Genomic DNA, 22,320 nt, shown 5'->3' with positions numbered 1-22,320 from the left:
CCCTGGTGGCCGGGGTGTTTTTCTGTTATCTTCAGGGAATGAAGGGAGCGATATTCGAAGGAGGAATTCGCCTTGACCTCACAGGAATTGATTATTATCGGGGCAGGCCCCTGTGGTCTGTCAGCGGCTGTCGAAGCCAAAAAACGGGGGATTGAACCGCTTATCATCGATAAAGGGTGTATCGTCCAATCCATTTTTCGGTTTCCGACTTTCATGCAGTTCTTTAGTACGCCGGGACTTTTGGAAATCGGAGGGATCCCTTTTGTGACCGCAGGGGAGAAACCGGTGCGGGGAGAAGCCCTAAAGTATTATCGGGCGGTGGTGAAGGCTTATAACCTGGATGTACACACCTATGAGAAAGTAACTCAACTGGAAAGAAAAGCAGATCACTTCGTCCTCCATACAGAGCATCGTGACGGCCCTAAGAGGTATACTGCCCGTCACGTGGTCGTGGCCACCGGCTACTACGACAATCCTAAACCGTTGAATATCCCCGGCGAAAATCTCGCCAAGGTGAAGCATTATTATACGGAGAGCCATCCTTATACCGGGTTGGATGTATTGATCGTTGGCGGCAAAAATTCTGCCGTCGACGCCGCGATGGATCTTCAACAGGCGGGAGCTCGGGTTACGATGGCCTACCGACGGGAGGCGTTTACCAGTAGTGTCAAGCCCTGGGTAAAACCGGTTATAGAAAGCGCCATCCGAAAAGGGTGGGTAACCATGCACTGGAATACCGTGGTAAAAGAGATCCGGGAGCGGGAAGTATTGCTGGAGAAAGAAGGGGAAACCTTCCGGCTAAAAAACGACGTCGTTTTTGCGATGACCGGCTACCAACCTCAGACCGAGATGCTCCGTCGTCTAGGTGTGAGAGTGGATCGGGAAGCCGGTGCCCCGGTTTATAACCCAGATACCATGGAAACGGAAGTGCCGGGGCTTTACATCGCGGGAGTGATCGCAGCCGGCAAGGATGCTAATTCTATCTTTATCGAAAACGGACGATTTCACGGTGAAAGAATCGCTGATCATCTACAGGAGAAGTCGATGAGCAGGTAAGCTGATGGGCGCGTGACTTTTGGCTTTCCACCCAAGACTAAACTTCTGTTTCCGGGGCGATACTGGGAGGGAAACCGCTGAAAGGGAGGAGGAGCGGCGTGGAAAGCCATCGCTACCTGGTCAGAATCCGTTGCAAGCAGTGCGGAGAACGGTTTATTCTGAAAGGTCGAATTCGAAAAGGGAGGGTCGAGACCGGCTTCAAGCAATGTATTTGCAACAATGATCTCGATTTCGACATCTCCTCGGAGAAATTATAAGGGAAAGCGGGCACAGGGGGCCGCTTTCTTTTTTTGTATAAATGTTGGGAACCGGGTCAGACTATCGATGACGAAATGAGAGGGAGGATGGAGTATCTTCATGAAAAAAAGGTTGAATCGGGTTCAGCTTTTGATCGTTGGCATCTTCCTTATCATGGTGACCCTCGTTTCCGGTTCTTCCGATTCTTCCTGGGCGGCGCCGCTCCCGAAAAGCAGCGGGGGCTTCTCTAAAAACGATATTAAATTGATGGCAAATGCTGTCCATGGGGAGTCCAGGGGGGAGCCATATGTAGGGCAAGTGGCTGTTGCTGCGGTCATTCTCAACCGGGTGGAACATGAAAAGTTTCCGGATTCGGTTTCGGGGGTCATTTTCCAGCCTGGTGCCTTTACCGCTGTGGCTGACGGGCAGATCTGGCTCAACCCCAATGACCAGTCGAAAAAAGCGGTCATGGACGCTATCAACGGTTGGGATCCGGGCGACGGGACGATCTATTATTTTAATCCGGCCACCGCTACATCGAAGTGGATTTGGGGCCGGCCGCAAGTGAAAAAAATCGGAAAACACATTTTCTGCAATTAAAGGAGTGGTTCTGTCGTGTACAGACGAATCGCCGCCGTTCTGTTCCCTATCGCGCTGATTGCCGCTATCGGGTTCGGCGTCTGGGGATACCAGGAAAACCAGGATAAGAACAGCCTGTTAATCAAAGCGGAAAACCAATATCAAAGGGCGTTTCATGATCTTAATTTTCATGTGGACAAACTGCAAGATGAATTGGGCAAGTCGCTCGCTCTGAATACCCGGAAGCAGTTATCCACCTGTATGACCAACGTATGGCGTCTCAGTTTTGCGGCTCAGAACGACCTAAGCCAGCTCCCCCTCAGTCTGATGCCTTTTGATAAGACAGAGTCTTTCCTGTCCCGTATCGGTGATTTCACATACAAAGTGGGAGTCAGGGACTTGGATAAAAAGCCCCTGACGGATAAAGAGTATCAAACCCTACGCACTCTGTACAAAAGGTCCAACACGATCCAAGGCGATCTGCAAGGTGTACAGACCAAAGTATTAAATAACAATCTGCGTTGGATGGATGTAGAGTTAGCTTTGGCCTCTGAAGATAAGGTGATGGACAACACGATTATCGACGGCTTTAAAAAGGTGGACAAAGCAGTCGAAGGGTATTCGGAAGTGGACTTCGGTCCAACAGTCAACAACCGGGAAGCAGCTCAACGGGATCGTTACGCCAAGCTGAAAGGGGAAAAGGTCACCCCGAAGGAAGTGAAGGAGAAGATTGCTGACATTCTAGAACGGCCCGATACCCGAGGCATCCGGGTGGTGGAAAATAAGAAGGGAAACTATCCCAAGACCTATAGCGTCCGTCTCGACAGGGGTGGAGGCAGGCAATTGAATGCCGATGTAACCCAAAAAGGCGGCTACATCCTCTGGATGGTGTACGACAGAGACGTGAAGAAGAAAAAGCTGAATCTGGAACGAGCCCAGGGAGAAGCGATCCAGTTCCTTGACCGGCTCGGTTATCCCGAGATGGAGGCTCTCTCTTATGATGAAACAGGAAATATGGCAGCCTTCAATTTTGTCCGGCGCCAGGGAGACACTTTGATCTATCCGGAGTCCGTCACTGTGAAAGTGGCCTTGGACAACGGAGAAATTGTTGGTTATCGCGCCGACAAATACGTTTTCAACCACAAGAAAAAACGGAATACCCAAGCGACTATCTCTCAAGCGAAGGCCCGTAAATACGTGAACCCGCGCCTGACGGTTCAAGAGGTACAAAAAGCTGTGATTTTTGGAGAAAAGGGCGAAGAAGTTCTCTGCTACGAATTCATGGGTCAGCTTGGCAAAACACGCTATCGGATTTTCATTAATGCCAAGACCGGGGACGAGGAATTTGTGGAGAAGATTAAGGAAGAAAACACGGAGAAATTGTGATTGGACAAAGGGCCGGGCTGGGATTTTACCCCTCGGTCCTTTCTTTTTGTCCTAGGGGGGCAAATATAGGTAAGAATCATTGCAAGGCGGGGGGTGTTGTGGTATTCTAAAAGCGAATTCATACAAAGGAATACATAGCGGATGCGACCTGTTCGCGGTTGTTGCTGGCCAAAGGTTTCCAACAGGAAATCAATCTTGATAACTGAGATGAATCAAATACCGTTCATCCACCCATCGAGCAGGCCGCGCCTGCTCGATGTATTTTATCCCGGTGCGTGGGAGGACCTGCTTGATGAAGCGATTATCTGTGGCAATCGATGGCCCGGCCGGTGCCGGGAAAAGTACGGTGGCCCGTCAGGTGGCGAAGAGGCTCGGGCTTACCTATGTAGATACGGGGGCGATGTACCGGGCGATCACCTGGAAAGCTCTTCGACACCGTTTGGATCTGACCGATGAATCCGGCGTCATTCACCTGGCGCGCCATACCGATCTCCGGCTCTCAACCGATCAGAAAGGAGTCGGGGTTTGGGTGGACGGGGAGGATGTGACGGAAGCCATTCGTACTCCCGAAGTGACGTCCAACGTCTCCGTGATCGCCGGACAGGGAATGGTTCGAGAAGTGCTGGTGGAGAAACAGCGGGAGATGGCGGAGCAAGGCGGGGTTGTCATGGATGGGCGCGACATTGGCACCCATGTCCTACCTGATGCCGACGTGAAGGTTTTCTTAACCGCCTCCATCGACGAGAGGGCCCAGCGGCGGTATCAGGAGTTGATGCGCCGGGGGTATCCGGTGGATCTTGATCGGCTGAAAGAGGAGATCAGCCAGCGGGACGAGAAAGATAAAAGCCGGGAGCATTCCCCTCTACGCCCAGCCAAAGATGCCATCCATGTAGATACCACCGGGCTTACGATAGAAGAGGTGATTCAGGCGATCCTGGATCTTTGCCGAACCAAAGTGGGCGGTGGGGAGTAAACTATGTCATATCGTTTTTTTTGCAACCTTTTCCGCCTCTTATTCCGTCTTTTTTATAAGTGGGAGAAACAAGGGGTGGAGAATGTTCCCGCTAAAGGCCCGGTTGTCATTTGTTGCAACCATATCAATAACTTGGACCCGCCCCTTCTGGGGGCGTCTCTCGAGCGTCAGGTGCACTTTATGGCGAAAGAAGAGTTGTTCAAGATACCCGTGATCGGTTCTTTGGTCCACAGTTTTGGTTCCTTTCCCGTCAGTCGCGGTTCAGCAGATAAGCGGGCCTTGAAAAAAGCTCTTGAACTTTTGGGAGAGGGACGGGTGCTGGGAGTCTTTCCGGAGGGAACGCGTTCCAAGACCGGTCAGTTGGGCCAGGCCCATACAGGAGCGGCATTCATCGCACTTAAGGGCGAAGCTGTGCTTGTTCCTGCTGCTGTACTCGGTTCTTACCGGCTTTTCCGCCGGGTCCGGATTATTTTCGGCAAACCTATTGATTTAAGTGAATACCAAAAAGGGCGCCTGACCTCCGACACGATCCGGGGGCTGACAGATCGAACCATGGAGGAGATCGCTGCTCTGATCGCCGGGGCTGAGATGCGGTGAAAAGCCTCCTGCTCCTGGTAACGGCTCTGTTTCTCACGGGACTGTACCGGCGCTTTCTTTACCGGGATTGCCCGAAGGATAAGCCTACCGTAAGGGAATTGGCCAGGCGGTGCCGGTGGTTCCTTCGCTGGACAGCAGTCATCCTGACTGCATCGACTGTTCTCTTCCTCGGATTCCGAATGGGGATGCTGGGGATGACAGCCGCTTTATGGGGAATGGGCCTCCTGGCCGGAGGGTTTTTCGTAGGATTAATGAAATTAAGGGCCTGGCTTTCTTAATTTCATTTGTTCTAGTTATAAATTTTGGATGATCAGTCTGTAGGTAAACGAGGAGGTTGTCGTCATGGTGGAAGAAATGAAATCGGAAATGGCGGAAGTGACTCCGCTCAGCCGAGGTGACATCGTCAAGGGAAAAGTGGCTAAAGTAGAGGACAATCAGGTCATGGTCGACGTCAATTATAAGTTCGACGGTGTGATCCCGATCTCGGAACTGTCCAGCTTACATGTAGACAAAGCAACGGATGTCCTCTCCGAGGGAGACGAAGTGGAAGTAAAAGTTCTGCGCCTCAACGATGAAGAAGATAAACTGGTTCTCTCCAAAAAAGCAGTAGATGCAGACCGTGCCTGGGATGATCTGCAAGAGAAATTTGAAAGCGGCGAAATCCTGGAAGCGGAAGTGGCCGACGTGGTCAAGGGGGGACTGGTGGTTGACCTGGGTGTGCGCGGCTTTATCCCGGCATCCCTGGTGGAGCGTCACTTCGTGGAAGATTTTTCCGATTACAAAGGGCGCACCCTTTCCCTGAAGGTCATCGAAATCGATCCGGGCAAGAACAAGCTGATCCTCTCCCGCAAAGCGGTCCTGGATGAAGAACTGGATCGGAAGAAAGAGGAGACCCTCGATAGCTTGGAACCCGGTATGGTACTGGAAGGCACGGTCCAGCGTATCACCGATTTCGGTGCTTTCGTCGACATTGGTGGGGTGGATGGCTTGGTTCACGTTTCCGAACTGGCCTGGACCCGGGTGGAACATCCCTCGGAAGCCCTTTCCGAAGGGGATCAAGTGAAAGTGAAAGTGCTCAAGGTGGACAAAGAGAACGAGCGTATCAGCCTCTCGATTAAAGAAACCCAACCTGGCCCTTGGGATAAGGTGGCTGAAGCGGTGAAAACCGGGGACGTAATCAAAGGGACTGTCAAACGTCTCGTTTCCTTTGGTGCTTTTGTCGAAGTATACGACGGGGTGGAAGGCTTGGTCCACATTTCTCAGATTTCTCGTCGTCACATAGCCGCTCCCTCCGAAGTGTTGGAGGAAGGCCAGGAAGTCCAGGTGAAAGTACTGGATATGCAACCGGAACAAAAGCGAATCAGCCTCTCCATTAAAGAAGCGGAACAGGAAGCTGATCGTGAAGAGCTGGAAAACCTAGACCGGAACAATAACGGGATGAACGTCACTTTGGGTGATGTTTTCGGTGACCAGCTGCGTCGCCTGAAATGATTTTGCAATAACTAAGGAAAGGCCAACCGGCTCTGCCGGTTGGTCTTTTTTTGTCTGAAAATCCTCTGCCCTAACCATACTAAAGGAAACGAGGGGGGAGGGGCATGATGATTCCGGGAACATTGGCTTTACTTTGTATGGCTTCATTGGCGGTTCTAATCCGGACGGGGTGGTTTTACGGTCTGGAGGAGGAACTCGGTATGGGTCGACGGGTTTTATTCCTGTGGTTGTTAGTACAGATTGCGTTATCGGAATCTGTCCTACCGCTGACACCTTTTCTCCAGGTGCAACCGGGTATGTTTCTCCTCTTTCCTTTTTTAATCCGGGTGGTAATGAAAACGGAGGAAACGGACCTATTTGCGGTAAGTTCTACGTTGTTTTTTGCCGGGTCCTTGTTTTTTCTGGGAAAGGAATGGTTTTGGATGGAGCCGCCCGGTTGGCTTCCCTGGCCATTTCTCACGGGGATCGTGCTGGTGGGGGTAACCGTCCTTGGGACCAGGCGACTGCATGACCGAACAGCCGTCTGGATTGGCGGGGTTCTTTTAGGGGAAGGGCTGAGTTTGATCTTGCACCGCCGGGAGATGAGCCCGCTTCTATTGGGAGATTCGATAATGCGCGATTTTCTGTGGTCCGGCTTATCAGGGTTGGTGTTTTTCCACTGTGCAAGGAATTGGGCGGCTGACTTCTTACGAAGGTTTCAGCTATTTGGAGCAAATAAAGGGAAGGAGTAGGGGGATGGACGGTTTTTTATCCTGGTTGAACTCTTATACGGGAGCCTTGACCATCGGTTCGATCGCCGGTTTTCTCATGCGGGTACGCATGTTGCGTACCGATTACCGTCAGTATCCTACCTACCTACATGGTAAGATTATCCATTTGTCTATCGGATTTATCGCTGCGGGTATAGGGGCGGTTGCTGTTCCGGCCTTGCTTGAAAAAGAATACACGGCGATTACGTTTCTCGCCCTGGCAGCCCAGCAATTTCGTGAAGTGCGCAAAATGGAGCGGGAGACGTTGTCCAAACTGGACGAGTCAGAGCTTGTTCCACGGGGGGCCAGCTATATCGAGGGAATTGCGATGGTGTTTGAAGGGCGCAATTATCTGGTGATCATATCCGCTTTCCTTACTTCTCTCGCCACTGTCGCGGGTAACAGTTGGGTTGGATTGGGGGTGGGGGTTGCTCTATTTATCGTTGCCGGTTTTCTGCGCTTGGGGAAGTATTTGGAAGAGATTGCAGACATCAGCAGAGGCGAACTTCGTATGGAAGGGCCTAGTCTCTATGTCGATGATATCTATTTGATGAATATCGGCTTGGAAGAAAATCGACAAAAGATCCTGAAGAAAGGGGTCGGGGTAATCGTCTCGCCTAAGAACCAGGATAGCCGGATCACCTTGTCCAATATCGGCCAGCGACAAGCGATTCTTTATGATGTCAGTGTTATCTTGGGTGTTTTCCGCGATACGGGGGAGCCTTCCCTTGTTCCCCTCTCCAAAAGGAGTTTAGGGGATGGCCGTCTCGGATTGCTGTTCCTCCCTGAAGTGCGTGATCCAGAGAAGGTCCTACAAATCGTTCGTCGTGTGCCGGTGCTGGAAAGTGCGATCCGTATGCCGACAGAAGAGCCAAAGTGGAAGGGAAAACAGGGGTAACTGAAGAAAGTGGAGGCGGGTATAGACATGACGGCCGAAACGCAAATCATGGCGATCGTAACTGAAGGAAAAGAGCGAGTTGGGGGCTCCGTACCCATTTTTTTCGCAGAAGGAGGAAAGGAGAAGGAAGATTTGGCTTTCCTTTTAGAAAAGATTCTCGATGGGATGGCTCATCAATTGGATGACCGAACGACCATCATTGTCCGCCACGGATAGGGTTTGTCCCTGGGCTGTGGGCTGGAGGCAAGGAATGTGGTAGAATCATGATGGCGAATGTACATAGGCGCCGGCTTTGATTCGAGAGGGTGAGCGAACGCCCTCCTGACGAGACCGATGAAGAGAGAGGACTTTGTAACATGACTTTGCCAGTGGTAGCGATCGTCGGACGACCCAATGTAGGGAAATCGACACTTTTTAACCGGATTGCGGGGGAACGCATCGCAATTGTGGAAGACAAACCGGGGATTACCCGGGACAGGATCTACAGTAAAGGGGATTGGTCCGGTCGGGCCTTTCACCTGATTGACACTGGAGGTCTGGAGTTCGGTGAGAAGGATGAAGTCATCGATCATATCCGTCACCAAGCGGAACTGGCCATCGAGGAAGCGGATGTGATCGTATTTGTATTAGATGGACGCAGTGGAGTAACCGCTACCGACGAAGAAGTGGCACGTCTTTTACACCGTGCTGACAAACCTGTCGTATTGGCGGTCAATAAGCTGGATCATATCAAACACCATGAGGAGATCTACGAATTCTACCAGCTGGGTTTTGAAACGCCTATCGCCGTCTCTTCCCTTCACGGAACAGGTACGGGCGATCTCCTTGATGAAGTGGTGAAACGGCTTCCTGAACGGCAAGAGGAAGCTTACGACGAAGATACCATTCGTGTATCCATCATTGGGCGCCCTAATGTGGGCAAATCCTCCTTGGTCAATCGGATCCTCGGTGAGGAACGCGTAATTGTCAGCCCGGTGGCCGGAACGACCCGAGATGCTGTCGACACTCCGATCCGTGCTCATGGGCAAGATTATGTGATTGTCGATACCGCAGGTATGCGGAAACGGGGCAAGGTTTACGAATCGACGGAGAAATATAGTGTTATGCGGGCTTTGAGGGCTATCGAAGGGTCCGATGTTGTGGTCATGGTACTCAATGGGGAGGAAGGAATTGCCGAGCAGGACAAACGGGTGGCCGGCATTGCCCATGAAGCAGGCCGTGCTGTCCTATTTGTGGTTAACAAATGGGATGCTGTTGAAAAAGACGACAAAACCATGAGCAGGTTTCGGCGGGAAATCGATGACCATTTTTCCTTCATGAACTACGCTCCGATTCTTTTCGTATCGGCCAAATCGGGGCAACGGGTGCACCAGATTCTCCCCTTAGTAAAGGAGGTCGCGGAAGCCCATTCTCAGCGCATCTCTACTTCGGTTCTCAACCAGGTATTGCAGGACGCGACGATGTCGACTCCACCGCCGTCGGTGAAAGGGAAGCGGGTCAAGATTCTTTATGCAACCCAGGTGGCGGTTAAGCCGCCGTCAATCGTCCTTTTCTGCAACGATCCGGATTTGGTCCATTTCAGCTATGTCCGTTATCTAGAAAACCAATTCCGGGAGGCTTTCGGCTTTCGGGGAACGCCGATTCGTTTGATGCTTCGCAGACGAAAAGACTGATTAGAAAGAGGGAGGAGGGGAGACGGTCATGACCGGGGTTTCCATTTTTGCTGCGGTTCTATCTTATTTGATCGGGTCGGTCAGCTTCAGTTATGTGATCACCCGCTGGGTACGGGGTTATGACATCCGGGAACATGGCAGCGGCAATGCCGGTGCCACCAATATGTTGCGGGTGGTTGGTAAGGGACCTGCTGCCGCTGTCTTCATCTTGGACGCGCTGAAGGGGATAGCTGCTATCGGGTTAGGGTCTCTTCTCAGCGAGGGACAGACACTGATGATGGTGTGTGGAATCGCAGCTGTCATCGGCCATAATTGGCCCATCTTTCTGGGATTCCGGGGAGGAAAAGGGATTGCTACTACGATCGGTGTCACTGCTACTCTCACTCTTGCTGCGGCGTTGATCGCGGGGGCTGCTGCCATTCTCGCTATTATCCTTACCCGCTATGTTTCTTTGGGTTCTTTGATTTTTGCCGCGGGATTACCGGTGATGATTGCCGTCCTTGACTACCCCACTTCTTATATCTACTTGAGCCTAGTGATTACACTGCTGGCTTTTGTACGGCATGCAACCAATATCCGGCGTCTGTTCGCCGGCACGGAGAGCAAGCTAGGCTCATCGAAACCGCGTAGTTAGACCAGGACGGAGGGACGAATTCATGACAATGAACAAAACAGCAGTCCTGGGGGCGGGGAGTTGGGGAACCGTTCTGGCTGCGGTTCTGGCTGATAATGGGAATGAGGTGACTTTGTGGGCCCGTCGCAAGGATGCAGCGGATGAGATTAACACGGAACACATTAATTCCCGCTATCTGCCTGGAAGGGTGTTGCCGGATCATCTTTATGCCACTACTGATTTGAAGGAAGCCGTCGCTGACAAGGACCTGATATTGGTGGTGGTTCCTTCTCAATCTGTACGGGATGTTGCTCGAGAGGCGGCACCCTACATCGGACGGAACACAGTAGTGGTTCATGCTTCAAAGGGGTTTGAACTTTCCTCCCTGAAAAGGATTTCTGAGGTGCTCCGGGAGGAGTTGCCTGATTATCTGAAGGATCGGGTGGCGGTTCTGTCCGGCCCCAGTCACGCAGAGGAAGTGATCCGTCACTCCCCGACAACGGTGGTGGTTGCATCAGAAGCCCCGGCAGTAGCTCAAGCTGCCCAGGCGTTGCTGATCAATTCCTATTTCCGTGTTTACACCCATCCGGATGTGATCGGAGTGGAAATCGGCGGTTCACTAAAAAATATCATTGCCCTCGGTGCTGGGCTGTCCGACGGCCTCGGGTTTGGAGATAATGCCAAAGCGGCGCTAATTACCCGAGGACTAGCTGAAATCGCCCGTCTAGGAATGGCGATGGGAGCCAAGCCCATCACCTTTGCGGGGCTTTCCGGCGTAGGGGATCTGGTCGTCACCTGTACCAGCCGCCATAGCCGTAACTGGCGTGCGGGTCATCTTTTGAGCCAGGGAAACAGCCTGGACGAAGTGCTTGATCAGATGGGCATGGTGGTAGAGGGGGTCAAGACAACCCAAGCCGCCTATCGTCTTGCTCGTCAACATGGGGTGGAGATGCCGATCACTCGGGAACTGAATGATGTTCTCTTCTTGGGTAAAGAACCACAGCGGGCTGTAGAGGACTTGATGGGCAGGGGCAAGACCGATGAAATGGAAGAGATGATCCAGCTCGACCGCTAAAGCCACGGTTGGGCCAATCGCCTCGTTGCAAGCGGGATGTTTTTGTCATACGCTGTAGTACATCTGATTCCAAAACCCGAAACACAGGCTCTTTAGCCGAGGGAAACAGGGACCAGTTACCAATCGTGGCGGTGGAATCAGAGGAAAGGGGTGACGCGAACTCGCGTCACCCCTGTTTTTGTTTTCGTTCGCTGTCGGATGTTTTGCTGGCCATCATACTGTTCAGCATTTGTTGGACCATCGGGGATTGTAGCAGTTTGAACAGTTGGTTCATGTCGATGTTCTCCATGATTTTGGAGAGGGGTCCGCTGGCTCCGGGCGGGCCCGGGGGACCGTCGGGTAAATCGAGCCGGGGGAAGTCTTCTTCCTCGCGGTTCGGTTTAATCAGGCGTAACGGGGGGCGTCGGCGAGGCATCCGACGGCCCTGCCCCCTCCCCACGAAGGTGCTGGCCATTTCGAATATCTGGTACGCGTTGCTCATGATTTTTTCCATTCGTTGTAAGGACTCGCTTAACTGCTGCACGGTGGAACGAAGAGTAAAAAAACTGCTAATAAGTTGGGCCATATTGAATGGATTTGTCTCTTCCGCTTTATTCGGGGCAGGCTTTACCGAGGGCTTGGTGCGGGGGGCGGCTCGGGACTTAGATCCCGGTGCCGGTGACCGTTTGACGGACGCCCGGCGGTTCTTGGCACGGCTATTCATGGGATATCCTCCCCTTCGGGCTTTTGTCTCCCTATCCTATGCGGGTATCCCGAATCCGATATAGGACAGGAGCCCGGAAGATTGGTGGGCAGGTGTGGATTTGCTATACTGAGGGTAGCAAATATGGAAAGAGTGAATCATCATGATGGATTCGTTTATTGCGATTGTTTTGTTACTGTTGGCTAATTTCACGATTGTTTGGACCCGTCAGTTGAGCAGCGGGTGGATTCGGGTCGTTCTTTCCGCCGTTGCCTTTCTGATGCTCATCCCGGCTTTTCTGTTCGGACTCCGGGCGTTGATGTAGACACGAGAGAAAATGGGGGAATTTCATGAAGCATCTTATACTGATTGCATCCCTGGTGCTGACTGTCTTGTTGACGGCTGCTTGCGTGCGGACGGAGGAATTCAGCCAGCGGGTAGCGGAAGAACTACCTGAAGAAGTCAACCGGGTACAGACCGCCCTGGATGAATATATGAAGACGACCCAGGTACTTCCGATTAAGCCTCCGCAAGGAAGGTCCCTCTACCAGAAGTACATCATCGACTTCTCCAAGCTGGAATCCCAATTGTCTGAGCCGCCAGCCAACTCCTTTGAAAATGGAGGCCATTTTGTCTTTGTCATCGCGGACCCCGGTAAAAAGCCTGAGGTTCGGGTGATGGATCTTCGCGTGACGGAAGAGGTCGGCAAGCTGCAGACCCGGGTGGACGCTCACAAAAGGGAGGAAGGAAAGCTTCCGAAGGGAGCCAGAGAAGGCGCGGATTTATACGCGTTGGATTTTAAAGTTTTGGGAGTGGATCCCGTGACCATTCCTAGCCCCTATAACAGCCAGGTCTCCTTGCCGATTCTGATTGACAACCAGGGGCAACTTTTCGTTGATTACCGGGTGGATGTCGTGCAGGTACTGGAAGAAAAGAAGGGAGAGCCCGATAAAGATCAGGACCTAAGGGAGCTGTTGTGGAAAGATTCCCTGTTTGTACCGGCGTATTCTCCCCCGATGACCTATAAAAAGGGAGACCCTGTTTTTAAGAAAAAATGAGGGTTAGAGGTTATTTGCTAGGGTTGAGTTATAACGGGGTCGGTGGCTTTATGAATGGATTTTGTCGACGCTTGCGGAGCCTTCCGAATGGGGGCTCCGCTTCTTTTTGTCCAATAGGGTGCATATACTCTGGGGAAACGTTTCCGTTTCTGTACGAGCAGTCGCTAGAATAAACCATTCAGGAACAGGAGGGAACGCTATGGGCGGAACGCTGGAAAATTTCATCTTCCACCTAATTGCCATTCCGGCTGTTTTCCTGCTCGGTCGCCTATCGACAGTCAGAGTGACGGGGTTTCACGCCGCAAAAAAACCCCGTCCGAAGCGTTTACGATAAACGCGGGTCGGTGCAGAGTATACCCTTTTCTTTTTTGACGGGCATGAATCATAAAGTGCGGGCACCCTCATATATTTATAGTGTCCAATTTCCACGGAAGCGTATGAAGAAGGCGGTTCGCCTTCGCACCGGCACGAATCAGCGGAGTCGGATCATTCGAAGGAGGGGTTTTCGTGAAGAAAGTCGATATCTTCAAAGATATTGCAGAACGAACGGGAGGAGACATCTACCTGGGCGTTGTCGGTGCCGTACGCACCGGGAAATCGACGTTTATCAAGCGGTTCATGGAGCAGGTGGTGATCCCTAATATCAGTGAGGAAGCGGACCGTATGCGGGCGACTGATGAACTGCCCCAGAGCGGTGCCGGCAAGACGATCACCACGATTGAGCCGAAGTTTGTACCCAACCAGGCTGTAAAGCTCCAAGTCAGCGAGGGGATCGACATCAATGTCCGCCTCGTCGACTGTGTGGGCTATGCCATCCAGGGAGCCCGGGGGTATGAGGATGAAGCCGGCCCCCGTATGATCAATACCCCATGGTATGAAGAGCCGATTCCCTTTCAAGAGGCAGCGGAGATCGGTACACGTAAAGTTATTCAAGAGCATTCCACTTTGGGCGTTGTTGTTACAACGGATGGATCGATCACGGACATCCCCCGTCACGATTATGAGGCGGTGGAGGAACGGATTGTCGAAGAGCTGAAGGAAGTGGGTAAACCCTTCATTCTCGTCCTCAACTCTACCCGCCCCTACAGCGAGGAAACGCAGTCTCTCCGCGATTCCCTTGTTGAGAAGTACGATATCCCCGTGTTGGCGATGAGTGTGGCGACCATGGGGGAAGAGGACGTCTACGCGGTCTTGAAGGAAGTACTTTATGAGTTCCCTGTTCACGAGGTGAACGTGAATCTTCCCAGCTGGGTGATGGTACTGGATGAAGAACATTGGCTTCGCCGGAATTTCGAAGGTTCGGTCCGCGAAACCGTAAAGGATATCCGACGCCTTCGCGATGTGGATGCGGTTGTCAACTGCTTTACTGAATACGAGTTTATCGAGAAGGCTGCTCTCTCTGGGATGGATATGGGCCAAGGGGTGGCGGAGATCGACCTGTTTGCCCCAGATGAGCTGTACGACCAGATTCTGACGGAGGTTGTCGGGGTATCGATCCGAGGCAAAGATCATCTCCTGGAATTGATGCAGGAGTTCTCGAATGCGAAACGGGAGTATGATAAAGTCTCTGATGCAATCCAGATGGTTCGTACGACGGGATATGGAGTGGCGGCACCCACACTGGAGGAAATGGCTCTCGACGAACCGGAGCTGATCAAACAAGGTCCCCGCTTTGGTGTCCGTTTGAAAGCGACGGCTCCGTCGATCCATATGATTCGGGTCAATGTTCATTCTGAGTTTGCTCCGATCATCGGCTCAGAAAGACAGAGTGAAGAGCTGGTCAACTATCTGATGCGCGACTTTGAGCAAGATCCCCTTTCAATCTGGGAGTCGGATATATTCGGTCGGTCGCTACATTCCATCGTGCGGGAGGGAATTCAGGCAAAACTGTCGATGATGCCGGAAAACGCCCGTTACAAGTTGCAGGAAACGCTGGAACGAATTATCAATGAAGGATCTGGCGGTTTGATTGCGATCATCCTGTAATGCCTGTGCCCTTATTGAAAAAGCGCTCATCAGGAGTGCTTTTTTGCTTTTTTATCACTGGAAACCCCGTAAATACTTGAATTCCCCCGCTTCTCTGTATTACTATAGGTTTGTCCGCTAACAGCGGGCGTTCAACGTATAAGATGCGGATGAACAGTGAACCATTGAGTTAGAATCGCACAGGAGAGGAGGTGAGGGTTGTGAACAAAACGGAACTGATTGCACAGGTCGCTGAAAAGACCAACATGACTAAGAAGGATGCCACAGGTGCAGTGGATGCCGTTTTTGATGCGATCACTGAAGCGCTTCGTTCCGGTGACAAAGTTCAACTGATTGGCTTCGGGAACTTTGAAGTCCGGGAACGTGCCGCGCGTAAAGGACGCAACCCGCAAACCGGGGAAGAGATTCAAATCGCCGCCAGCAAAATTCCCGCTTTCAAACCGGGTAAAGCACTGAAGGACGATGTAAACGGATAATGGTGTAAGAGGGTTGGGTACATACTTCTCACCCGGGAGCGCCTTTGCGTTCCGCTCTCCCGGTGCAGCTGGGTGTGGAAGGAGATCGCCCCAACGCCGGTGATTTCTGAATAGCTGTACCATCAAAGGCCCTGCGGGGCCTTTTGTTTTTTGATAAAATGAGGGGAAGCCGTTTGCTACGCCGTAAAGAAAATTGTAGAGACGATGGAGGCGATTCCGTTGGAAATCAACCATAGCAAGATCCAGGAAGCGGTTCGCATGATACTTGAGGCGGTAGGGGAAGATCCGGACCGCGAAGGTCTCCTCGATACACCCGCCCGGGTGGCTCGGATGTATGAAGAAGTATTCTCGGGGCTTCGAGAAGATCCGAAGGAGCATTTTGCCACCATTTTCAGTGAGGACCACGAAGAGCTTGTTCTTGTTAAAGATATCCCCTTCTTTTCGATGTGTGAGCATCATCTGGTTCCTTTTTACGGCTGGGCCCATGTGGGGTATATCCCGAAAAGCGGCCGTGTAACCGGGCTTTCCAAATTGGCTCGGGCGGTGGATGCCATTGCTCGCCGTCCCCAGCTGCAAGAGCGAATCACGTATACGTTGGCTGATTCCATCGTGGAAAAGCTGGATCCTCATGGGGTGATCATCGTTGTGGAAGCATCCCATATGTGCATGACGATGCGTGGCGTGAAAAAACCGGGAGCAAAAACCGTCACTTCCGCTGTACGGGGGACGTTTGAGAAAGACCCGGCAGCCCGCGCCGAGGCCCTCAGCCTGATCGGGATCGGTTCCCGGTCGGAATGAAGAAAACCCGGCAAAACCCTTGACACTTTTCCCGATTCGGGATAAAGTATTGTTTGTCGCTTCAATGGATGAAGCGCTTGGGAGACTGCCGGGCTATGGCGCAGCTTGGTAGCGCGCTTGCATGGGGCGCAAGAGGTCGTCGGTTCAAATCCGGCTAGCCCGACCAACCACAAAAAGTTCCTCCACTAGGGAGGAGCTTTTTTATTTATGCGCCAAGTACGAAAGTTGAAGGCAACAGTAACCAAACCGAAAACTCAATAGGAGACGGCTCCAGGGTAATCTGGGGACTGTGATTGTGCGTGAACGTTAACCCCTCGTAAAAGATTTCGAAAAAAGGATCTATACAGAAAAATTGTTATGCGCTACCATTGTTGGTGGGAAATATTCCTAACCATCAGATAATTATCGGTTAAAGTGAGGAAAGGTGTGAATGTACAAGTGAGAAGGACTTTTGTCATATTTACAGGTGCCCTCATTTTTACAATGATGCTCTCTGCTGTGGGGATAACAAATGTCGAAGCTTCTAAAGGGAAGGAAAAAGATAGAGTCCGTCCTTTTCCCATGGAACAACTAGAGCCATCGGAAGTACCGGATGAAAGCAAGAAAAGGCCGGTTAAATCAAAACATGTTATATCAATTAAAAAAATAAAGAGAATGAGAAAGACAGGTAAAATAAAATCTCCAAGCGAAAATGTTCCACTAACGAAACTAACCTCTATAAGCACCATGAAATCTACCCTAATTCGAATCTCCGATCCTACGAAGAATCCATATAACGGGGTTGTTTTTTTGGCATCAAAGATAGGGGGGGAATGGTATAGATGTAGTGGAACTCTAATCGATGCAAATTCTGTTTTGACAGCTGCACATTGTGTTTATGATAATTATAATGACGTTGCAGCTACCTATGTTACAGTGTATCCAGGGGAAAAAAACGGCTCCATAGGTGATGGTTACAATGGTCTTGGAATAGGGTATACCGAAGAATGGGTAGATTCTGATCCTCCGAATGAGGAAGTTGTTTCTTATTATGATGTTCAGTATGATTTTGCAGTTGTAAATATAGATACTTATCTAACCAAAAGATTTACATGGCCCCTTCGAACTTCTGTCTCTGAATCTGAGCAAGTGGCCACAACAGGATATCCAGCGGCTTATGGATACTACATGTATAAGAGTGTAGATGAGATTGCAGATGTTGATTCCATCTTTCATGTGATTAGCCATAATGCTCGCCAACTTTCTGGTATGAGCGGAGGACCTGCATGGAACTCCAAACAAGGGAGAATCAATCAAATTGGAATTATCAGTGCTGGAGATGCTACACCTTCTTGGGCATGTAAATTCAACTCTGATAGGATAGACCTCATCAATTACTGGAAAGGCCTATAATAGATCGTACCGATTTGTTATGAAGCCACAGTTTTAAGGAGGGATAAGATGTATAAATGGCTCTGCTTTCTCTTCACCTGCATACTGCTTTCTGGGTGCTCAAGCAACTATCAGACGACTGATATAGCAAAGATGAACATGGTTATATTTCCAGAAAAGAAATTCCCAGAAAGAGCTGAATTCATCCGTACCGCCCATAAAAAAACGAAGAAAGCGGAGCTGTGCACGGTTGATCGCGCCCATGCAAAGGAAAGGGCCAAAGAAGTATTTCAATCCCTTCCACCCAAAAAAGGATATGATCAGGTCGCCTATCCGATGACGATTTGTAAGGAAAGTGCGAGAGAAGCCTATGTTGGATATGTGAAGTCCGAGGATAATCGAAAGGCTGAAGAGTGGTTACGAAAGGAATTAAAAAAGTACCCAGATGGAACGGATGTCATGATTCATCTTGGGGAACCGCCTAAGATCAAGGAGAGACATATCCATCCATTGAATGAAAATCAAAATAAGACGGGCAAAGGGGAGACAGAGAAGTTAAAATGATTTTCTCCTTTCCTTCTGGATCTTTCACAGGGGCAGCGTATTCGACAAAATCCATCCTTTTTCTCTTGACACCTCATCGTTTCCGAGATACAATTGTAAACGTCGCTTCAGCGGAAGCTAATCGATCAACGGGCTATGGCGCAGCTTGGTAGCGCGCTTGCATGGGGCGCAAGAGGTCGTCGGTTCAAATCCGGCTAGCCCGACCAACCCGAGAAAGGTTCTCCCGAAGGGAGGGCCTTTTTTCTTTTGCGGGAATTAAAAAGAGGAGGCCCCCTGTTTGACAGGGGAGGCCGTTTGGGTGATCATTTACATGAAATGAATTCCGATGTGGGCAAAGGAGGGTTTTTGAATGGGAAACCATGCACCAGAGGATTATTTTATCGTCAAAGCACAGGAAAACGGGGTGACTGTGATCGGCTTGACCCGAGGCAAGGATACTCGCTTCCATCACACCGAGAAATTGGACAAGGGTGAAGTGATGTTAATGCAATTTACCGAACATACCTCCGCCGTGAAGATCCGGGGCAAAGCCGAAGTTTCTACGCCTTTCGGGAAGGTTGATACGGGAGAGGAGTAATCCGGTAGAGCAGAACCTGTCCACAGGTGGAATGAACAGGCCTTTTGACCGAATACAATGAAGATGAGAAGAGAACAAGGAAGGGTGAAAGAAGTTGCAGAAACTGGCCCGTCGCCTGTTCGCTTCCATCTTCCTGTCCGTGATGGCCGCCGCTCTCCTCTCCCTCGTGCCAGCCTTAGAGGAGCAGGGAAGGAAAGAACCTGAGCTACCGGTTTTTCGACCCGATGCCCCTGTCGATCTGACGGAGCACAATTTGGTCGACTTCCTTGCACGCCGTCCCCCGGGTTTAGAGGTCCGCCGGGCTGACTGGAAGGCCGGTACGTTAAATCTGTCTCTTTCCGCCAGTGGTTCGGAGGAGCGACGAAGCCGGGAACTTCTTACCCTGATCCGAAGCCTGTTGGTTCACACGGAAAATGTAAACACGCTTCGGCTGGAAGTGGAGGCGGACGTTTATCGGTTCCTCATTGATGCGAAACGAGCTGACCTCGACAAAGATCCAGGGATGAAAGGGATGAACAGCACGTCGCCTGAGAGCTACCTTTTGCGGACATTTCGAGTGATCCCTAGCGACGAGGGAAACTGAATCCTGCTGTCGAGGCCTGGAAAGTGTGTTATAATCGAAGCGAGTGCGGAAATACCCTAAAACTGACGAATGAGCGAAAACTCGTTAAAACTGAAATTTTTCAGGCTTAGACGGAGCCTTCGGAGGATGATCCGAAAAGCCCATGGGTATCACCCGCAGAAAGATTAGCATGGGTGTTTCGGTCGTGGGGTGTCATACGGTAGGGGTTTTTTCCACCAATTCGACTGTTTCATTGGGAGGCGCAACATGACGTCGACACAGGCCGAATTAAACTGCATCATTGACGATATACGGTTGAAGTCTCGTTGCTCGTATCTGGAGAAAAATCTCCGGCAACCGGAAGTCCCCGTCTTTCTCGTGCAGTTGCTCCAACTCATGATGCGTACCCGCTCGCTCCCGGCTGGGCGCATCCGCCTCTACTGCGTCACCGCGGCATTGGTGCAGATGGGTTTGAACATTCATGAGACTGTGACGACTGACCGGGAAGGTACCGGTCGCGGAATGCGCACCCGCCAATTATCGGTGTTGGCGGGCGATTATTTTAGCAGCCTTTTCTACCGAGAGTTGGCGGATCATGGGGAAATCGAGGGGATTACCCGGCTTTCCCAGGCGATCTCCGATGTAAACGAAGCCAAGATGGCCCTCTATGGGATGAAGGAAGCCCGAGGGTTTTCCTGGCCTCGGTATCTGGAGTTGTCCAAACGGATTCACGGCAGTCTCATTACTTCTCTGTCGTATTTTTTTTGCGGGGAAAAGGAAGGGGTGGGCCCCTGGGATCCGTTGGCGGCTAATCTGATGGTTCTCCACGCCCTGGAAAAGGGAGAGGCTCCTTTGTTTTCCCAGGCAGATTCTCTGCTGGAGAGTCGTCTCCACACCTTTGCGATGGAGACGCTTTCCCTGGTAAAACAGGTGCGTCCCCTAGATGTGCGTCATGATTTGATCCAGCTGAGCCAGGGCTGTCTGACGCCCCACCTGAATGAGACACTGGTACAGGAGGGGTGAGGGGGGATCCATGATGAACCAAAATCGCATGAAGGAATCCAAGGAGCAGTTTGTTCATCGTGTGTTTGAAAGCATTGCCAAGGATTATGACCGGATGAACACCCTCCTGAGCTTTCGCCGCCACAAAGCTTGGCGCAAGTTGGCTATGAGGAAGATGCAGGTACAGCCGGGAGATACGGCACTCGATGTCTGTTGCGGCACCTGCGATTGGACCATCTCCCTTGCCGAAGCTTCAGGGGATGGCCAGGTCGTCGGCCTCGATTTCAGCCGTAACATGTTGGATGTGGGGGAGAAAAAGATACGGTCTGGCGGGCTGTCGGAACAGGTAGAGCTACTTCACGGTAATGCGATGGAACTACCTTTTTCTGATGACCAATTCGATCATGCGACGATCGGCTTCGCCCTTCGCAACGTGCCGGATTTCCGCCACGTACTCAGGGAGATGGCCCGAGTGGTAAAGCCGGGGGGAAAGGTGGTTTCTCTGGAATTATCCAAGCCAACCTGGCCCCTTTTCCGGGGAATTTATTACCTTTATTTTCAAAAGATCCTGCCGTGGATGGGAAAACTCTTTGCCAACCGATATGAGCAATATCGCTGGTTGCCGGAGTCCCTTGTCCAGTTCCCCGATTACAAGGAACTGGCCCGAATCATGGAAGAGGAAGACTGCTTTGAACGTGTGGTTGTAAAACCTTTGACCGGCGGGATCGCCGCTCTCCACATCGGAATTGTAAAAGAGTGAAATGGCAAGGGTCCGGCGCTCGGTCGGACCCCATTCTTGCCCGTAGCTCTACAAGGCTGCGGTACCCAATTGCGCGAACCAGGGTGAAGTGTATGAGGTTGCAAGATATCTATAAAAATTTGAGGAACGATCTGCGCTTGATCGAACGGGAACTGGAAGCATCGGTTCATACCGATCATCATCAGCTGAATCGGTCGGCGGTTCACCTGTTGGAAGCCGGGGGCAAACGGATGCGACCGGTTTTCGTCTTGTTGTCGGGGAAGTTCGGTCGATACGATATTCGGCGTCTTAAGTCAGTCGCTGTCCCGCTGGAACTGATTCATATGGCTACGCTTGTCCACGACGATGTCATCGATGATGCAGCCACCCGCCGTGGTCGTCAAACGGTAAAGGCTAAGTGGGATAACCGCGTGGCGATGTACACCGGGGATTATATCTTGGGTCGGTCCCTCACTATCGCCTCAACGATTGGTGACCCGGAAGTTCACCGGGTTCTTTCCCGAGCGATTACCGAGATGTGCCGGGGTGAGATCGAGCAGATCCGGCATTTCTATAATTACGAGCAGTCGCTCTTGACTTATCTACAGCGAATCAAACGGAAGACAGCCTTATTAATGGCAGTCAGTTGTCATCTGGGGGCCTTGGTTGCCGGGGCAGACCCCGATCATGTCCGGCGCTTGCGCCTATACGGATATTATGTGGGGATGGCCTTCCAAATTACCGACGATGTATTGGATATCGTCGGTAAAGAAAAGGAATTGGGAAAACCGGCGGGGAGCGATCTACGCCAAGGAAATGTGACGGTTCCGATCATTTATGTGTTGATGCACGGTTCTCAACAAGATCGGGAGCGCATCATTCGTTACCTGAAATCTGCTGGAGCGGATCCTTCTCTCGATGACATTCTTGATCGATTGCGTGGCTCCGAAGGGATTGCTTGGTCCTATCGGCTGGCTGATCGGTACCTGGACAAGGCCCTATGGATGCTGGAGGGGCTTCCGGATGGAGAGACACGGGAGTCCCTTCGTTTGATTGCGGAGTTTATCGGTCGGCGTTCCTATTGATTCACAGGGCTTTTCGAATCGTCGGAGGCGGCGGTCGGAAAGCCTTTTCTGGTTTGCAGAGAGCGTTGGTTTCTGTTAAAATTTCGATGGGTT

Annotated in this window: 27 protein-coding genes, 2 tRNA genes and 1 pseudogene; 29 read left to right on the top strand and 1 reads right to left on the bottom strand. The window is 51.4% G+C overall.

The window, feature by feature from the left end:
* The first annotated feature begins 72 nt into the window (after positions 1 to 72).
* From ACFOUO_RS14935 to ACFOUO_RS14870, 14 genes and pseudogenes are all read left to right on the top strand, one after another.
* Positions 73 to 1,056 carry a YpdA family putative bacillithiol disulfide reductase gene (locus tag ACFOUO_RS14935; protein WP_380705943.1) on the top strand — a complete coding sequence of 328 codons (984 nt, stop codon included), beginning with the start codon at positions 73 to 75 and terminating at the stop codon, positions 1,054 to 1,056.
* Positions 1,057 to 1,154: 98 nt separating this feature from the next.
* A complete protein-coding gene (locus tag ACFOUO_RS14930) occupies positions 1,155 to 1,313 on the top strand; it encodes a hypothetical protein (RefSeq protein ID WP_380705942.1) in 159 nt (52 codons plus the stop codon).
* 220 nt (positions 1,314 to 1,533) lie between these two features.
* A pseudogene (locus tag ACFOUO_RS14925) lies at positions 1,534 to 1,893 on the top strand (cell wall hydrolase); the annotation flags it as partial.
* A 15-nt stretch (positions 1,894 to 1,908) separates the two neighbouring features.
* Positions 1,909 to 3,258, top strand: a complete 1,350-nt coding sequence (ypeB, locus tag ACFOUO_RS14920; RefSeq protein ID WP_380705941.1) for a germination protein YpeB — start codon at positions 1,909 to 1,911, stop codon at positions 3,256 to 3,258.
* Positions 3,259 to 3,547: 289 nt separating this feature from the next.
* Positions 3,548 to 4,231, top strand: coding sequence for a (d)CMP kinase (gene cmk, locus ACFOUO_RS14915; RefSeq protein WP_380705940.1), 684 nt, complete (start codon positions 3,548 to 3,550; stop codon positions 4,229 to 4,231).
* A gap of 3 nt (positions 4,232 to 4,234) precedes the next feature.
* Positions 4,235 to 4,828: a lysophospholipid acyltransferase family protein gene (locus ACFOUO_RS14910; RefSeq protein ID WP_380705939.1), complete on the top strand. Its 594-nt coding sequence runs from the start codon at positions 4,235 to 4,237 to the stop codon at positions 4,826 to 4,828.
* Positions 4,825 to 5,106, top strand: a complete 282-nt coding sequence (locus ACFOUO_RS14905; protein ID WP_380705938.1) for a hypothetical protein — start codon at positions 4,825 to 4,827, stop codon at positions 5,104 to 5,106. The genes ACFOUO_RS14910 and ACFOUO_RS14905 overlap by 4 nt, the downstream gene beginning before the upstream one ends.
* Positions 5,107 to 5,170: 64 nt before the next feature.
* Entirely contained in the window at positions 5,171 to 6,319 is a 1,149-nt protein-coding gene (gene rpsA / locus ACFOUO_RS14900) for a 30S ribosomal protein S1 (RefSeq protein WP_380705937.1), read from the top strand.
* A 104-nt stretch (positions 6,320 to 6,423) separates the two neighbouring features.
* Complete coding sequence (locus tag ACFOUO_RS14895) at positions 6,424 to 7,050, top strand: YphA family membrane protein (protein WP_380705936.1); 627 nt, start codon at positions 6,424 to 6,426, stop codon at positions 7,048 to 7,050.
* A gap of 4 nt (positions 7,051 to 7,054) precedes the next feature.
* Positions 7,055 to 7,966, top strand: coding sequence for a YIEGIA family protein (locus tag ACFOUO_RS14890; RefSeq protein WP_380705935.1), 912 nt, complete (start codon positions 7,055 to 7,057; stop codon positions 7,964 to 7,966).
* A gap of 27 nt (positions 7,967 to 7,993) precedes the next feature.
* A complete protein-coding gene (locus ACFOUO_RS14885; RefSeq protein ID WP_380705934.1) occupies positions 7,994 to 8,182 on the top strand; it encodes a capping complex subunit for YIEGIA in 189 nt (62 codons plus the stop codon).
* A 140-nt stretch (positions 8,183 to 8,322) separates the two neighbouring features.
* On the top strand, positions 8,323 to 9,639 hold the full coding sequence (gene der, locus ACFOUO_RS14880) for a ribosome biogenesis GTPase Der (RefSeq protein WP_380705933.1): 1,317 nt from the start codon (positions 8,323 to 8,325) through the stop codon (positions 9,637 to 9,639).
* A gap of 28 nt (positions 9,640 to 9,667) precedes the next feature.
* The gene (gene plsY / locus ACFOUO_RS14875; RefSeq protein ID WP_380705932.1) at positions 9,668 to 10,273 is read left to right on the top strand and encodes a glycerol-3-phosphate 1-O-acyltransferase PlsY; all 606 of its coding nucleotides are present in this window, start codon (positions 9,668 to 9,670) and stop codon (positions 10,271 to 10,273) included.
* Positions 10,274 to 10,295: 22 nt separating this feature from the next.
* Complete coding sequence (locus tag ACFOUO_RS14870) at positions 10,296 to 11,327, top strand: NAD(P)H-dependent glycerol-3-phosphate dehydrogenase (RefSeq protein ID WP_380705931.1); 1,032 nt, start codon at positions 10,296 to 10,298, stop codon at positions 11,325 to 11,327.
* Between the two features lie 166 nt (positions 11,328 to 11,493).
* Here the strand turns inward: ACFOUO_RS14870 and ACFOUO_RS14865 are convergent, their stop codons facing one another.
* A complete protein-coding gene (locus ACFOUO_RS14865; protein ID WP_380705930.1) occupies positions 11,494 to 12,030 on the bottom strand; it encodes a hypothetical protein in 537 nt (178 codons plus the stop codon).
* Positions 12,031 to 12,172: 142 nt separating this feature from the next.
* Between ACFOUO_RS14865 and ACFOUO_RS14860 the strand changes: the two genes are divergently transcribed.
* The 15 genes from ACFOUO_RS14860 (at position 12,173) to ACFOUO_RS14790 (ending at position 22,227) form a co-directional block, all read left to right on the top strand.
* Positions 12,173 to 12,334: a DUF2768 family protein gene (locus ACFOUO_RS14860; RefSeq protein ID WP_380705929.1), complete on the top strand. Its 162-nt coding sequence runs from the start codon at positions 12,173 to 12,175 to the stop codon at positions 12,332 to 12,334.
* Positions 12,335 to 12,359: 25 nt separating this feature from the next.
* A complete protein-coding gene (locus ACFOUO_RS14855) occupies positions 12,360 to 13,067 on the top strand; it encodes a hypothetical protein (protein WP_380705928.1) in 708 nt (235 codons plus the stop codon).
* Between the two features lie 199 nt (positions 13,068 to 13,266).
* On the top strand, positions 13,267 to 13,401 hold the full coding sequence (locus tag ACFOUO_RS14850; protein WP_380705927.1) for a hypothetical protein: 135 nt from the start codon (positions 13,267 to 13,269) through the stop codon (positions 13,399 to 13,401).
* 173 nt (positions 13,402 to 13,574) lie between these two features.
* A complete protein-coding gene (gene spoIVA / locus ACFOUO_RS14845; RefSeq protein WP_380705926.1) occupies positions 13,575 to 15,053 on the top strand; it encodes a stage IV sporulation protein A in 1,479 nt (492 codons plus the stop codon).
* Between the two features lie 200 nt (positions 15,054 to 15,253).
* Positions 15,254 to 15,529, top strand: a complete 276-nt coding sequence (locus ACFOUO_RS14840) for an HU family DNA-binding protein (protein ID WP_380705925.1) — start codon at positions 15,254 to 15,256, stop codon at positions 15,527 to 15,529.
* A gap of 219 nt (positions 15,530 to 15,748) precedes the next feature.
* Entirely contained in the window at positions 15,749 to 16,327 is a 579-nt protein-coding gene (gene folE, locus ACFOUO_RS14835) for a GTP cyclohydrolase I FolE (RefSeq protein ID WP_380705924.1), read from the top strand.
* 89 nt (positions 16,328 to 16,416) lie between these two features.
* A tRNA-Pro gene (locus ACFOUO_RS14830) sits at positions 16,417 to 16,493 on the top strand.
* 260 nt (positions 16,494 to 16,753) lie between these two features.
* Positions 16,754 to 17,719, top strand: coding sequence for a trypsin-like serine peptidase (locus ACFOUO_RS14825; protein WP_380705923.1), 966 nt, complete (start codon positions 16,754 to 16,756; stop codon positions 17,717 to 17,719).
* 48 nt (positions 17,720 to 17,767) lie between these two features.
* Positions 17,768 to 18,262, top strand: a complete 495-nt coding sequence (locus ACFOUO_RS14820) for a hypothetical protein (RefSeq protein WP_380705922.1) — start codon at positions 17,768 to 17,770, stop codon at positions 18,260 to 18,262.
* 129 nt (positions 18,263 to 18,391) lie between these two features.
* Positions 18,392 to 18,468 (top strand) — tRNA-Pro (locus ACFOUO_RS14815).
* Between the two features lie 143 nt (positions 18,469 to 18,611).
* Positions 18,612 to 18,839 (top strand): trp RNA-binding attenuation protein MtrB, encoded by a 228-nt coding sequence (gene mtrB / locus ACFOUO_RS14810; RefSeq protein WP_380705921.1) that lies wholly within the window; start codon positions 18,612 to 18,614, stop codon positions 18,837 to 18,839.
* Positions 18,840 to 18,933: 94 nt separating this feature from the next.
* Positions 18,934 to 19,422, top strand: coding sequence for a hypothetical protein (locus tag ACFOUO_RS14805; protein WP_380705920.1), 489 nt, complete (start codon positions 18,934 to 18,936; stop codon positions 19,420 to 19,422).
* A 246-nt stretch (positions 19,423 to 19,668) separates the two neighbouring features.
* Entirely contained in the window at positions 19,669 to 20,424 is a 756-nt protein-coding gene (locus tag ACFOUO_RS14800; protein WP_380705919.1) for a heptaprenyl diphosphate synthase component 1, read from the top strand.
* 13 nt (positions 20,425 to 20,437) lie between these two features.
* A complete protein-coding gene (locus ACFOUO_RS14795) occupies positions 20,438 to 21,163 on the top strand; it encodes a demethylmenaquinone methyltransferase (protein ID WP_380705918.1) in 726 nt (241 codons plus the stop codon).
* Positions 21,164 to 21,255: 92 nt separating this feature from the next.
* A complete protein-coding gene (locus tag ACFOUO_RS14790; protein ID WP_380705917.1) occupies positions 21,256 to 22,227 on the top strand; it encodes a polyprenyl synthetase family protein in 972 nt (323 codons plus the stop codon).
* The last annotated feature ends 93 nt before the right edge of the window (positions 22,228 to 22,320 follow it).

It is taken from the genome of Salinithrix halophila (genome assembly GCF_042650125.1).
Taxonomy (GTDB): Bacteria; Bacillota; Bacilli; order Thermoactinomycetales; family DSM-45169; genus Salinithrix; species Salinithrix halophila.
Note: the sequence above shows the minus strand (reverse complement) of the source record. Positions and strands in the feature narration are given on the sequence as shown.

Coding starts and splice junctions, on each gene's coding strand:
- ACFOUO_RS14910 (WP_380705939.1), top strand. CDS start 4,235: ATGTCATATCGTTTTTTTTGCAACCTTTTCCGCCTCTTATTCCGTCTT.
- rpsA (WP_380705937.1), top strand. CDS start 5,171: ATGGTGGAAGAAATGAAATCGGAAATGGCGGAAGTGACTCCGCTCAGC.
- ACFOUO_RS14895 (WP_380705936.1), top strand. CDS start 6,424: ATGATGATTCCGGGAACATTGGCTTTACTTTGTATGGCTTCATTGGCG.
- ACFOUO_RS14890 (WP_380705935.1), top strand. CDS start 7,055: ATGGACGGTTTTTTATCCTGGTTGAACTCTTATACGGGAGCCTTGACC.
- ACFOUO_RS14885 (WP_380705934.1), top strand. CDS start 7,994: ATGACGGCCGAAACGCAAATCATGGCGATCGTAACTGAAGGAAAAGAG.
- der (WP_380705933.1), top strand. CDS start 8,323: ATGACTTTGCCAGTGGTAGCGATCGTCGGACGACCCAATGTAGGGAAA.
- plsY (WP_380705932.1), top strand. CDS start 9,668: ATGACCGGGGTTTCCATTTTTGCTGCGGTTCTATCTTATTTGATCGGG.
- ACFOUO_RS14870 (WP_380705931.1), top strand. CDS start 10,296: ATGACAATGAACAAAACAGCAGTCCTGGGGGCGGGGAGTTGGGGAACC.
- ACFOUO_RS14865 (WP_380705930.1), bottom strand. CDS start 12,030: ATGAATAGCCGTGCCAAGAACCGCCGGGCGTCCGTCAAACGGTCACCG.
- ACFOUO_RS14860 (WP_380705929.1), top strand. CDS start 12,173: ATGATGGATTCGTTTATTGCGATTGTTTTGTTACTGTTGGCTAATTTC.
- ACFOUO_RS14855 (WP_380705928.1), top strand. CDS start 12,360: ATGAAGCATCTTATACTGATTGCATCCCTGGTGCTGACTGTCTTGTTG.
- ACFOUO_RS14850 (WP_380705927.1), top strand. CDS start 13,267: ATGGGCGGAACGCTGGAAAATTTCATCTTCCACCTAATTGCCATTCCG.
- ACFOUO_RS14820 (WP_380705922.1), top strand. CDS start 17,768: ATGTATAAATGGCTCTGCTTTCTCTTCACCTGCATACTGCTTTCTGGG.
- mtrB (WP_380705921.1), top strand. CDS start 18,612: ATGGGAAACCATGCACCAGAGGATTATTTTATCGTCAAAGCACAGGAA.
- ACFOUO_RS14800 (WP_380705919.1), top strand. CDS start 19,669: ATGACGTCGACACAGGCCGAATTAAACTGCATCATTGACGATATACGG.
- ACFOUO_RS14795 (WP_380705918.1), top strand. CDS start 20,438: ATGAACCAAAATCGCATGAAGGAATCCAAGGAGCAGTTTGTTCATCGT.
- ACFOUO_RS14790 (WP_380705917.1), top strand. CDS start 21,256: ATGAGGTTGCAAGATATCTATAAAAATTTGAGGAACGATCTGCGCTTG.